Origin of the sequence: Marinobacter lipolyticus SM19 (assembly GCF_000397065.2) — a bacterium.
Taxonomy (GTDB): Bacteria; Pseudomonadota; Gammaproteobacteria; order Pseudomonadales; family Oleiphilaceae; genus Marinobacter; species Marinobacter lipolyticus.
In genome coordinates this window covers 472,351-484,479 of sequence record NZ_KE007306.1, presented here as the reverse complement: position 1 = coordinate 484,479, position 12,129 = coordinate 472,351, and the positions used below count along the sequence as shown (strand labels likewise).

Genomic DNA, 12,129 nt, shown 5'->3' with positions numbered 1-12,129 from the left:
CCCCCGTTTTCGTTTTGCTGCTTTAGTCACACCTCCCTGTGCCGTTAAACGATAACAAATCAACTAAAGTATGAGATCTTCACTCACCTCACTTCAGTAAGCTCCGAAATGGCCTTCAATAACAAGTCTGATTCAGAAAACTCATTTTCGAGGTTGGCATGGCATTACTTTCGCGACCTGTGGTCTTTATGGGGGCAATCCTGGCGATTGCTATCGGGGGCATCGGCATGCTGGTGGCCGCTGTGACCGGTCTGGACGCTCCGTCACTACTTATCGGGATCATCGTTGGCCTGGTGGCCGCTTCCGTCTATTTTGTCCTGCGTGTTCTGGAGCCGGTTGAGCGGGGGCTGAAAGAACTTGGCTCTGGTCAGCTGTCCGATGAGAACCCCCTACGGGATCTTTGCGGCAGTCTGGTATCGGATGCCAGGGCGGGCCGTGCGCTGGTTGAAACGCTCTCCGGTAGTGCTGACAAGAACGCCATTTCCGCTGCCCAGGTGTCATACGCTGCAGACCAGCTCAAGATTCGGCTGGATCGCCAAGTGGAAGAAACCGCGCAAATGGCGGATTACACCGGCCAGATCACAGAAACCGTCCGGGAGTCATCCCGTCAGGCAGCGGATGCGGCAACCATGGCGCAGCAAGCGAGCCAGATCAGCGCCGAGGGCCGCGAGGCGTTGACCGGTGCTATTGAAAGTGTGCGGGTGGTGCATCAGCAGTCCGGCGAGAACCTCAGGCTGATCCAGGAGCTTAACGAGAAATCCAACAAGATTCAGGGTGTCACAACCACCATCCAGGGTATCGCCGAGCAAACCAATCTGCTGGCCTTGAACGCCGCCATCGAGGCCGCAAGAGCGGGGGACCAGGGGCGCGGTTTTGCCGTGGTGGCGGACGAAGTACGGCAACTGGCCGGTCGAACGGCTCAGGCTACCGGCGAGGTGGCGGAGACCTTGCAGGATATTCGTACCGACACCTCGCTGATTGTTACCCGTATTGAAGACCTTGCCCGAAGTGTCGAGGAAGGCCTTGTCTCTGTTGAAAACGTAGGTGAACAATTGGATCAGATTCGCGATCAGTCCGACCATCTGCAGCAGCAGGTGGCTCGAATCGCGGAAAATGATCAGAACAACGAGCAGAGTCTGGAGCGGGTGTTCACGGCCATCGGCACGGTTCGCGATCAGATTTCCGAAAGCGACAGCAGTGTGAAGTCGCTGGCGGAACAGGCGGCAACGCTGATGGAATTGGCTGAGCAAGCGAATGCCGCATTTGCCCTCAACAGTGATGCCAGCTATCACCGCTTCTTCTATCAGCAGGCAAAGGATGGGGCGGACAGAATCGGCCAGCTGTTCGAACAGGCCATTCGTGATGGCAAGCTTACCCAAAGTGCCTTGTTCGATAAAACCCGGACGCCGGTCCCCAACACCCGGCCCCAGAAGTATTCCAGTGCTTTTGACCAGTTTACCGACCAGTATTTGCCGTCCGTTCAGGAGGCAACCAGGGATTCACATGGTGCTGTGGTGTTTGCCATTGCAGCGGCGCCGGATGGTTACGTGCCGACTCATAACCGGGAATTTGCCCATGCCCCGACTGGCGATCCTGACGTTGACCTGGTGAAGAGCCGCAGTAAGCGACTGTTCAATGATCGCACTGGGGCGCGATGTGGAAATCACACCCAGGATATGTTGTTGCAGACGTATAGGCGGGATACCGGTGAAATCATGCATGACCTGTCAGTGCCGGTATATGTTAATGGTCGTCACTGGGGTGGCTTTCGCGTCGGTTACCGTCCGGATAATCACGGAGACTGAGGGCCTTACGCGTTATCGGGCATGTGGTAGACTTCGGCCATCGACCTGACTGGAGCTACCCGTGACTGACCCCGAATTCACCCCCGCCGATTCAGATTCCAATGCTCGCCGTTCCGAGCCGGCCCGCAATCTGGCTGTGCTGGTGTATATCCTGCAGGGGCTGTCTTTCTTTCTGGGAGGAATCACGGGGCTTGTCGGTGTCATCATCAACTACGTCAAGATGGATGACGTCAGGGGCACCTGGATTGAGCCCCATTTCCGCTGGCAGATTCGTACTTTCTGGATTGGCTTGCTGTGGACGGTAATCGGCATTGTTACCACGCCACTCATCATTGGTTGGTTCGTGCTGCTGGGTATTTCCATCTGGCTGATCTTTCGGATTGTGAAGGGAGCTCTGGCTCTGAATGACGGAAAGGCGCCTTAGGTTACTAAAAAACAACAATTATGTGATCGGTGTCCTTGCTCAATTAAAAAAGTTACTTTTTTTTAGAATATTTTCTGACAAAAAATGGTCGCGAAAAAACCTTATTGTTGGACCATTTTATGGCGGCCTGTGTTCCTGAAGTTGACATCCATCTTACCCTGCCTCCAAAGTTTACTAAAAAGTCATTACTATTCAGTAAGTTGTAGTCAGTCATCCCTCTTTAATTCCTGATCATTCTTTTGATTTCCATCTAGTCCTTTCGTAGTCACCCGAAAGTGTCATGGCTTCTGTAGCCTTTTGTAAGCGGCATTCTGGCCATTTTTTGCCAGCATTTGTCCTATACTCTGGGCAGTTAGCGTGTGAGTCAGATCGCATGGTGGCTACCGTTCAGACAATAAGGGAGATCATTTGGAATGAGGAAGCCGATACAGATACCTTCGTTGTTGGCCGCAAGCTTGCTTGTGTCGCTGGCACCGGATGTTGCACAGGCTACGGACAGTGTCCAGCACACCACAGAGCTATCAGTCATGGGTGTCTACATTGAACCAGACAGCGACCGCACCGATGAGTATGGCTCAGCGGTAAGAGTTATTTACGGTATTCGTTTGGATAAGCATTGGTGGGTTGAGCCCCAGGGGTTCTCTGGTGTCATTGAAACCGATCAGTCGGCGTTTACTGACTACTATCAACAGGGACTGGGCGTAGATCTGAGTTATCGTTTCTTTGGTGATAAGGAATTTACCCCTTACGGTCTGATCGGCGGTGGCGTCTCCCGAAACGACGTTGCCAATAATACTTCAAGTGAGTTCGGCGGCTTTGCCAACGTCGGGCTCGGTCTGATGACGTCTCCCTTGACTCAATCCGGGCTCCGCATTCGCGGTGACGCCCGTTATTTTTACGACTCCTTTGATGATGGTCTGTCTGACATCCAGTTCAGCCTGGGGCTCACAGTCCCGATCGGCGCTACTCGTAAACAGATTGTCGAAAAGACAACGATTGTTGAGCGCGAAGTCGTGGTAGAGAAAGACTTCGCAGACTCCGATGGTGACGGCGTAGTTGACGGTGTCGACCAGTGCCCGAACACCCTGGAAGGACTGAACGTGAATTCGGTGGGCTGTGTTGATACCGATCAGGAGCAGTCCGTGGTTCTGCGTGGTGTTACCTTCGAGTTCAACTCCAATCGCCTGACCGCCAATGCCAAAGACATTCTGATCCGTGCCGCTGATGCCCTCAAAGGTCAGCTGGATATGGACGTCGAATTGGCCGGACACACCGACAGCGTTGGTTCCGAGACATACAACCAGCAGCTGTCCCAGCAGCGGGCTGATGCAGTGCGCGACTATCTGATTGACCTCGGTGTTGATCCGGATCAGTTGACCGCTAATGGATACGGTGAATCCAGTCCGATTCGCAGTAACGACACGGAAGAAGGACGGGAGCGGAATCGTCGCGTTGAATTCAACGTGCTCTCCCGCTGAGCTTTGGTAATAGGAGTTTCATAATGAGAATGACTCGATTTAACTGGTATATGGCGTTGCTGTTCACGGCACTGCTGGCATTGGCTGGCTGTAAGTCGAATGGCGGTGGAGATTCCGGTGCAGGAGTGGGCGGAGATTCCCAGGTGTTTGATGCCGACGGTGATGGCATACCTGACAACGAAGACTCGTGTCCCGACACTGTAAATTCTGGTGTTGATCAGGATGCCGATGGCATTGACGATGCTTGTGATACGGACATTCTGGCGAGTGCGGATATTGATGGTGACGGTGTTCTTAATGGTGAAGATAACTGTCCAGCCATTGCGAATGCGGGCCAGGAGAACGAAGATCGAGACCTGAAGGGTGACGCTTGTGATACTGATGCCGATGGCGACAGTGTAGCTGACAAGGAAGACGACGGGAGTGGAGGCTTCACTGCGATTCCTGTTAGCGAAGGTGGTGACAACTGCCCCCTGACGCCCAATCGGAACCAGGCCGACCAGGATGGCGACGACATTGGTAACGCCTGTGATGATGATACTGATGGCGATGGTGTTGCGAATGACACCGATAACTGTCCTCTTTTTGCAAATGCGGGCCAGGTTGACTCCGATGGGGATGGTGTTGGTGATGCTTGTGAAGCGGACGGCGACGGCGATGGTATTCCCGACGGCTCTGACAACTGCCCGGCAGTGACGAACCCGGATCAGGAAGACTTGGATGGTGATGGCACCGGCGACGCTTGTGACGACGATATTGACGGTGATGGCGTAAGCAACGACGGTGGTTTGCTGGAGCCGCAGGATAATTGCCCGCTTACACCGAACCCGGGTCAGGAAGATACGGATGGTGATGGCATCGGTGATGCCTGTGATGCGGTAAATGATGCCGAGTTTGCCTGCGGTACTGAGGGTGAAGATTTTACCCCCATGCTGGCCAGTGATACCGACATTAGTGCTACGGCCTCGAAGGATACCTCCGGTTGTCTGCTGGGGTTGGGGCTGATCTGTGATGTTGAGAGCCCAGCCAACGTAGTGGATGATGATCTGAGCAACTCGGCAACCATGCGGAATACTGATTTGCTGGGCCTGTCCACGATCACCTTGAAAGTGGCCACGACTACCGGATTTGCCTACCAGGAGCCCAATGTAGTCGGTGTTGCGTTTGCCGAAAGTGCTCAGGCGTTACAGGCTGATTTGCTTGGTGGCGAGCTCATTGTTCGCACAACGTTGAACGGTGTTACTCAGCAGGAGAGCAACGGCGACGGAGTGTTTGATCTGGACCTGTTAGGCGCCTCCGGTGTGCTTGATGGCAACGAACAAAGCTTTCTGGTATTCCAGACCTCTGAGCGCTTCGATGGAGTTGAGGTAGAGTTTCAGCCATCCCTCGTCTCTCTGTTGAGCGAGGTAAATGTGTTCTCAGTGTGTTCGAGCAAAACAGAAGTCTCCTTGCCCTAGTGCATGGCTGCTCAGGTCTGGAGCTCCTGATTTTGGCGTAGGGAGTCTTAAATCCTGGAGCAAAATAAATGCCCCTTCCGTTACGGGAGGGGGCTTTTTTATGTGCTTTTGCTTGAAGAAACTTGCATGACCGTCCAAACATTAGGCTTGGAGCTTTACAGAAGGGGGGGGTGAACTTCGGTTGATGGAGAGTAACGCTCAGAGACTGCTTACCCAGTGCGCCGCGGTCAGACCAATGAAGAATTGAAGTAACGCTATGAACACCCTATGTCGCCGATGACGAGGAACGAGCATATCCTGCTCGACCTCATCCATTCGGTGTTGATCCGTGGTCAAGAGGCAATCATTCCCTGGCGGAGAATATAGGCTTCGGCACACAGAGCGCAGTTGGTTTTGTGACAGTGCGCGGAATCGTGGAGTGATATTCCGGTGTGCGGTTTGTCGCCATGGTCGTTACGGGTGTTCACTCCCTTATAAACCTGGATATGGCGAGTCAGCGCTTCGGAAGCTTCCTGTTTACTGGGAAATGGGCCCAGGTCGGACTGTTCGCGGGTGAGGGCGTACCAACCAAACGCTGTGTGGATCAGCCGCTTTTCATGGCTGGAAGGAATATTCAGATCTGCTCGCATGTTCAATCCTCAACGGATATTGATTTCAGAACTACTACGCGAATCAACATTCCCTGTTTTGCTGCTAATGCCGATGCCAGTAGATTCATGTCGGCTATCACGGATACTACGGGCTATGCATGACAATTCATTGCTTACTGTGACGTGGGCTATGGTATTTTGGGTCAATTTTCAGTCACTTCCTTCAGTCGTACGGCGCTGAGCGTGCCCGCCATCCCCATCAAGCCAAGCGTCAGGATGACCGCGACATCGGAAATCATCGAAATCAGGGCTGTGAATCCCCCGGTCACCAGTAGCAGGAATCCGATTACGGTGTTGCTTACAGCGGTATAATCCGTGCGTTTGTTGCCCCCTGCCATATCGACCAGATAGGTTTTTCGGCCAAGTCGGACGCCGGCATGGGCAATGCTCAGAACGAAAAAGGCGATCGGATAGAACCAGACACTTCCGGATTGCTCTCCGGTAACCAGTGCGATTAAGCCAACCATGAGACAGACAGAGCTGGCAATGGCGGCTCCACGAATCATTACCCGCCGGCTGGAGGTATCCGCCATCCAGCCCCAGATACTGGCGCTCACGGAGCTGGCCAGGCTGCTGGCCAGAACGAACGTTCCCAACAGCCAGCCGTTATCTGCTCCCTTTTGGGCCAGAACCACAAAATACGGTGAAGCCAGAGCGGAGCAGAGTAATAGCGCTCGGGTTATGACAAAATGGCGAAAAGGTGCGTCGTCCCGCAATAGCGACAGGCTCTTGAGTGCATCCGTGATGGCATTGCCGCCACCGCCCGTTTCGCCCTGGTGTTCCTGTATGCCCGCGAAAAGAAAGCCGGCAATGACCCACAGCATGGCAGCCAATATCAGAAGGACGGCGTAGAACGCGATACCGGGATCACCCCGATCCCAGAACAGGAGGGCTGCCAGCAACACTGTGATTGTTCCGCCGATGGTCGTTGCCAGCCCGGACAGGCGGCCTCGGCGGGTCTTGGGAATGCATTTACCTTGTACATCTTTCATGGAGACCGAGCAGAATCCCCGCGCCAGGGAGAAGGCAATCAAGGCGGCAATCACACCACCACCGGCCGCATATCCCTCCAAAAACCAAACGCTGGCTGCCATTGCAACGACACTGAGCGCCTGGCCGAAACTACCCATTGTCCAGAACCATTTTCTTATCGGCTTGCGTCGCACCCAGGCCCCAATGACCATCTGCGGCACCATGGACCCCGACTCCCGAATGGGGACCAGCCAGGCGACCAGGGCGGGGGCGCCTATTGCGCTCAGCAGCCACGCCAGTACGGTCTTGGGGCTGATCAGCAAATCTCCGAGCTTGGTCAGGACATTACTGGCCAGTATCAGGAAGAAGTTGCGGGGAACCTCGCGGCAGGCTTCATCGGGAATGTCCTTGCAGACCCTGGCGTCTTCCTCATTAGCGATCAGGGCGTAGAGCTGTTCCGCTGTGTTACTGGACTTCGATGACAAACTTGCCTCCTCAGGAAACGGGGATCCGTCAGGAATGATAACAGGGCGGGCGAGCGAGCGGGCCCCAGTTAGCTTGCTCCCCTTCCGATCTTAGGGCTTAATGCGGACATACGATGACCGACCGCTACAGGATGCTTCATGCTCAGCTACCTTCATGGGTTTCATGCCGGAAACTTTGCCGATGTCCAGAAACACGCGGCCCAGGTTCTTGCACTCCGGATGCTACAGGCCAAACCATCCGGCATTGCCTGTTTTGACACCCACGCCGGCAGCGCTTTGTATGATTTGCGCAGCGAGCGTTCGCTGAAAACAGGGGAAGCGGAGCAGGGCATTCAGAGGCTTTGGATGCTTGCCGGCGAGCAGGCGTCTTCACTGAATGAAGACTGGCGGCCCTTGATTGCTGCACTCGAAGATATTAGCCGGGGGAGACCAACCCTGGACCATTACCCCGGTTCACCAGAGTGGTTCCGGCGCTTCGGGCGCCCCCAGGACTCACTGACCACGTTTGAACTTCATCCGACCGAGGGACGGCACCTGGAGGATTGGGCCGGGCGGGGCAAGGTTCGGGTCTTTCGTGAGGATGGCCTTCGTGGCCTGTTGCGTCAATTGCCTCCACCGTTACCACGACTGTTCGTGCTGATCGATCCTTCCTATGAGGTCAAATCCGATTACGTCGCGGTGGCGGATACCCTGGCCAGCGCCTGGCGTAAATGCCGTCACGGCGTCTATCTTGTCTGGTATCCGATACTCACGTCCTCCCTGGAGCGGACCCTGAAGCAGGCGGTCGTGGATGGCCCGGTATCGCGGGTGCTCTGTAGTGAAATTCGCCTCAATCGCCCTCCGGCCAGAGGTATGGTCGGGTCGGGACTGCTGATTGTTAATCCGCCCTGGGGCTTCGATGAACGTTTTGCGGCCATGCTGGCGGATGTCTCGGGTGACGATTGTCTGGGGCTGTCAGCGTCCATGGACTGGCTGGTGCCGGAGTAAGTCGCATTTTTTGGTTGTGAGGGAGTGTGTTGCTTGGCCAACGTCGCCGAAAAGGAAACCATTAACCCGGAGCTGCCCGGAGGCCTGATTCCACTGGAGAGCTGGCGGCTTCCGGAAACATCCGTACATCGTTCGATCAAGGGCGCTTTACGCAATACCTGGATCCAGGTCAGGGCTGGCTTCTCCCCGGATGATGAGGCATTCGAAAGCTTGGATGATCTTCCCGTACTGTCGCGGGGCCAGATTGAACGGTTTGCACCAGACCCGGATTACGGCCGTATCGCCAGGCTGTTGCTGCAATCTGTGGTGGAAAGTCCGGTGAATAATCCCGTGAGCTTTCTGGTGGCACCGCCTTTCTCTGGCGTGCGGAAAGCCCTTACAGTGCTGGCGGACGAGGACTCTGGTCACTCCAGACACCTGATCATGCCCCCGGATAACCTGCTGATGTCCGACAGCGATGCCCGAGAGTGGTGGGACGCCTGCGATTTCTCGACACCCTGGGTGATTCCCGAATTGGCGAGTTTCTGGCTCCGGCACCGTTCCGGACTGGCGCTGGTGCGGGAGCTGTTGCGGCGTGTTGCCGCCGGTGAGGCGGGAGAGGGCTTGATTGGTTGCTCCAGCTGGTGCTGGCAATTCTGGAGTTATTACCTGCCGGACGCGCGTTTCCAGCCGCTGACGCCTGCCCCCATGGATGCAGGCAAGCTTGGCCTCTGGCTTGGTGGTCTGGGTGTCCCGTCCAGCGACTCTGGTGTTGTGGCGAGAATGGCTGATACCGGGTTATGGGTGCTTCCTTCGGACCCTGATGTTCTGGGCGAGGGGCAGAAAACGGCGAACTTCCTCCGCGATCTGGCTGCCCTGTCCAGGGGAATCCCCGGGATTGCGCTGGGAATCTGGCAAAAGGCGCTGCGGGCGAGACCCGAAGAAGAGCAGCTGGAGCCGCTGGAGAAGGGCGATCATCAGTCGGTGCGCGCACAGTGCTGGGTTGCTCCTCTGAATAAGCTCAGTCTTCCCGTCGTGCCATCTGCAGCGGGTCGTGGGCTTGCGTTCATTCTCCATGCCTTGTTGCTGCACGATGGACTGGGCGGCGATCGTCTTGAGCTGGTGACAGGGATGAAGGGTCATGAGGCAGCCCTGGCGCTGAATCGACTGCTCAGGGCGGATCTGGTCGAATACCACGAGAGTGACGGGGTATGGCGGGTCACGCCGCTGGGCTATCCCGCCATTCGCCGGCAGCTGCAGAGCGACGGCTTCCCCGTTGATGCTTTTTGACAGGAGTGGTGTATGGGCGATCTTGATTTAAGCGGCGCATTTTCCGGTATCACGACCGACGCGCTGCTGGAAGCACTCTTTCTGGTGGTGCTGGCTTCGATCCTGATCATGCTGGTGCAGAATTTGTTGCCGCGTTTGGCGCATACTCTGGGCGGCAAGCCACGGTTATACCTGTTGGCTTCGGTTCCACTGCTGCGGTTGGTGGTCATTGTGGTCACCATCATTCTCGTGGTTCCGGTGCTGGTGGAGCCGTCGTTCGAGAATATGGTTGCGATTTTCGGCGCCCTGGGCCTCGCCCTGGGTTTTGCCTTCAAGGATTACGCCAACAGTCTGATTGCCGGAATCGTGACGCTGTATGAGATGCCCTACCGTCCTGGAGACTGGATAGAGGTCAACGGGCAATACGGGGAAGTAAAGTCAATCGGTACCCGGTCAGCGGAGATTGTCACTCCGGACGACGACGTGGTGATCATTCCTCACAGCACCCTTTGGACAGCCCTGATCGCCAACGCTAATGATGGCACGGACAATCTGATGTGCGTGACAGAGTTTCACGTCGAGCCCCATCATGATGTCAGCGCCGTGCTGTCACTTCTGCGGGATATGGCTTACACCAGTCCGTTGGTGAAAACCTGGCAACCAGTGTTAGTGACGGTGCGGAATACCCCCTATGGCATGCAGTACAAGGTAAAGGCCTATCCCCTGGCGCCCAGGGAGCAGTTCCGGTTTATAACGGACCTGACAGCGCGGGGAGCGGAAGCTCTGGCGACGCAGGGCGTCCGGATGGTGTCAGTACCCGTCGCCGTTGTCTGAGCCGGCCAGTTCCTGTTCCCGTGTGGCGATCATGTCCAGCATCGTATTGAGTATGTTCTCAGCGCGATCACCTGCCCGTTCAACATAGGTGTCGCGGGCACTGAGGCTGGCTTCCCGGAAGCGCTCGCGCTCCTCCTCGGTCAGTCTCACCAGCGAGATATTGCTGTCCTCAGTGATTTTTAGCAGCCTCGATTCGTTCAGCTCAGCCTGTTTACGATAAATCTGCTGGGCAACCTTTGCGAGGGCATCATCCAGCCATTGCTGCTGTTCACCAGGCAGGGCTTCATACCATTCGCGATTAGAGACCACCGAGGCAATGAACTGTGCCGGGCGTGCAAAGGTCATGGTACTTTGAACTTCATAGAACCCCATTTCCTCAATGGCAAAGACCGGATTGGCCTGGCCATCAATCCGCTGCAACTGGAGGTCGCTGTAAACCTGGGAGTAGGGCGTAGGCTGAGGATCGGCACCATAAGCCCGGTAGGCTTCCGCGGCCAGGTTGGCAGTCATGGTACGTATCTTGAGCCCCTGAAAGTCCTCGGGGCGACGCAGGGGTTTGTTGGCGGTCCACACCATCCAGCCTTCTGGCACGAAGCCCAGGAGTTTCATATTGTGCTCGGCATAGGGGGCGCTGAACAGATCCAGAAGTTGGTCGCTGGCCAGTAGATCACGATTCACCTCTTTGTGATCGGACAGCACAAAGTGCAGGGTGAATACCCCCACTTCCGGGATGGTGTCCGCCAGGTGACCGGGGGAAGCGAAGGCCAGGTGAACGGAGCCATCCTGTGTCAGCTCTGTCAGCTGGGCTGATGTGCCCAGGGAGCCATAGGGGAATACATCCAGCTCAATATTGCCATCGGAAATGCTCTCGATCCGCTCCTTCAGTTCATTGGCATACACATGCTGGACACTGCCTTCGATTTCCTCCAGTGCGAATCGCCAGGTGACCGGGTAGTCAGACACGCCGTTGTCCGAGCCACTTGCCTCTGGCTCCCTCTCCTGTTGCGGTTCCGAGCAGCCGATCAGCGTAATCAGTGCTGCTGAGAGGAGCAGGGTAAGCGAGGGGCGAAATGGTGGCATGTGCGTGTCTCCAATGAATTTTCTGGTCCGAGTCTCCTGTTACAAGGTACCACAAGATGGCGGTTTTCGTGGTTGGCATTGCCGCCAATGCGAAAGCCCCGAAGAGGAAGCTGCCGGGAGGCAGCTCGCTCTGCGGGGCTTTAACTGACGTTGATCGCGGGCAGACTGATTACATCAGCGCATCAACCCGGTTGCGGACGCTCGGCTCACTGTTGTAGGCCGTGGCGATTGCGTTGTAGGTCGGAATATCCAGGCCAGAGTCTTCGATGACGGTGACCATTTTGTCGTTGGCATCCATCTGCAGCTTCTGGGCTTTTTCCTGGGAATCCGCATTCTCGATCTTCTTCATGTACTCGTCGCGGATGTCATTGATGCCGCTTTGAGCTTTGACGAATTTCTTCAGCTCCGCGTCGTTGTACGTGGTTTTCTGTGTGCCTGAAGCAGCGGGATTGCTATAGCCGCTCTTCTCGGTTTGAGCCGGACCCTGTTGCTGACTCTGTTGGGCCAGTGCAGGGCCTGCGGCAAGCAGGGCCACGGAAACCGCGAGTGAGGTGAAAAGCTTATTCATAGCGTTACTCCTTTCTCTTCATTTGCGTTCGTATCCTGTGGGTATCAAAGTGCGTGCCAGCATCTGTTTTTATTTAAAGTTCAATAAAAACAGATTGTTATAGTTTCGTTGCGTTAATTTGACGTAATGGTAATTGTGACC

At 55.6% G+C, this 12,129-nt stretch carries 11 protein-coding genes; 7 read left to right on the top strand and 4 right to left on the bottom strand.

Annotated features, from left to right (window positions below; translation table 11 throughout):
* Positions 1-158: 158 nt before the first annotated feature.
* From MARLIPOL_RS02175 to MARLIPOL_RS18950, 4 genes are all read left to right on the top strand, one after another.
* Positions 159-1,805 (top strand): methyl-accepting chemotaxis protein, encoded by a 1,647-nt coding sequence (locus tag MARLIPOL_RS02175; RefSeq protein WP_036190291.1) that lies wholly within the window; start codon positions 159-161, stop codon positions 1,803-1,805.
* A 61-nt stretch (positions 1,806-1,866) separates the two neighbouring features.
* Positions 1,867-2,229 carry a DUF4870 family protein gene (locus MARLIPOL_RS02170; protein ID WP_012136423.1) on the top strand — a complete coding sequence of 121 codons (363 nt, stop codon included), beginning with the start codon at positions 1,867-1,869 and terminating at the stop codon, positions 2,227-2,229.
* A gap of 413 nt (positions 2,230-2,642) precedes the next feature.
* Entirely contained in the window at positions 2,643-3,707 is a 1,065-nt protein-coding gene (locus MARLIPOL_RS02165; protein ID WP_012136422.1) for an OmpA family protein, read from the top strand.
* A gap of 23 nt (positions 3,708-3,730) precedes the next feature.
* Entirely contained in the window at positions 3,731-5,164 is a 1,434-nt protein-coding gene (locus tag MARLIPOL_RS18950) for a thrombospondin type 3 repeat-containing protein (RefSeq protein WP_012136421.1), read from the top strand.
* A gap of 332 nt (positions 5,165-5,496) precedes the next feature.
* Here the strand turns inward: MARLIPOL_RS18950 and MARLIPOL_RS02155 are convergent, their stop codons facing one another.
* Positions 5,497-5,793: a DUF6316 family protein gene (locus tag MARLIPOL_RS02155; RefSeq protein ID WP_012136420.1), complete on the bottom strand. Its 297-nt coding sequence runs from the start codon at positions 5,791-5,793 to the stop codon at positions 5,497-5,499.
* Positions 5,794-5,957: 164 nt separating this feature from the next.
* On the bottom strand, positions 5,958-7,271 hold the full coding sequence (locus tag MARLIPOL_RS02150) for an MFS transporter (RefSeq protein ID WP_012136419.1): 1,314 nt from the start codon (positions 7,269-7,271) through the stop codon (positions 5,958-5,960).
* A 138-nt stretch (positions 7,272-7,409) separates the two neighbouring features.
* Here MARLIPOL_RS02150 and MARLIPOL_RS02145 point away from each other — a divergent pair, with 138 nt between their 5' ends.
* The 3 genes from MARLIPOL_RS02145 to MARLIPOL_RS02135 are packed head-to-tail and all read left to right on the top strand — an operon-like array spanning position 7,410 to position 10,340.
* Positions 7,410-8,258: a 23S rRNA (adenine(2030)-N(6))-methyltransferase RlmJ gene (locus MARLIPOL_RS02145; protein ID WP_012136418.1), complete on the top strand. Its 849-nt coding sequence runs from the start codon at positions 7,410-7,412 to the stop codon at positions 8,256-8,258.
* A gap of 33 nt (positions 8,259-8,291) precedes the next feature.
* Entirely contained in the window at positions 8,292-9,527 is a 1,236-nt protein-coding gene (locus tag MARLIPOL_RS02140) for a hypothetical protein (RefSeq protein WP_012136417.1), read from the top strand.
* Between the two features lie 12 nt (positions 9,528-9,539).
* A complete protein-coding gene (locus MARLIPOL_RS02135) occupies positions 9,540-10,340 on the top strand; it encodes a mechanosensitive ion channel family protein (protein WP_012136416.1) in 801 nt (266 codons plus the stop codon).
* Here the strand turns inward: MARLIPOL_RS02135 and dctP are convergent.
* Positions 10,317-11,420 (bottom strand): TRAP transporter substrate-binding protein DctP, encoded by a 1,104-nt coding sequence (gene dctP, locus MARLIPOL_RS02130; protein WP_012136415.1) that lies wholly within the window; start codon positions 11,418-11,420, stop codon positions 10,317-10,319. The genes MARLIPOL_RS02135 and dctP overlap by 24 nt on opposite strands.
* 169 nt (positions 11,421-11,589) lie before the next feature.
* Positions 11,590-11,988: a DUF4168 domain-containing protein gene (locus MARLIPOL_RS02125; RefSeq protein WP_012136414.1), complete on the bottom strand. Its 399-nt coding sequence runs from the start codon at positions 11,986-11,988 to the stop codon at positions 11,590-11,592.
* Between the last annotated feature and the right edge of the window lie 141 nt (positions 11,989-12,129).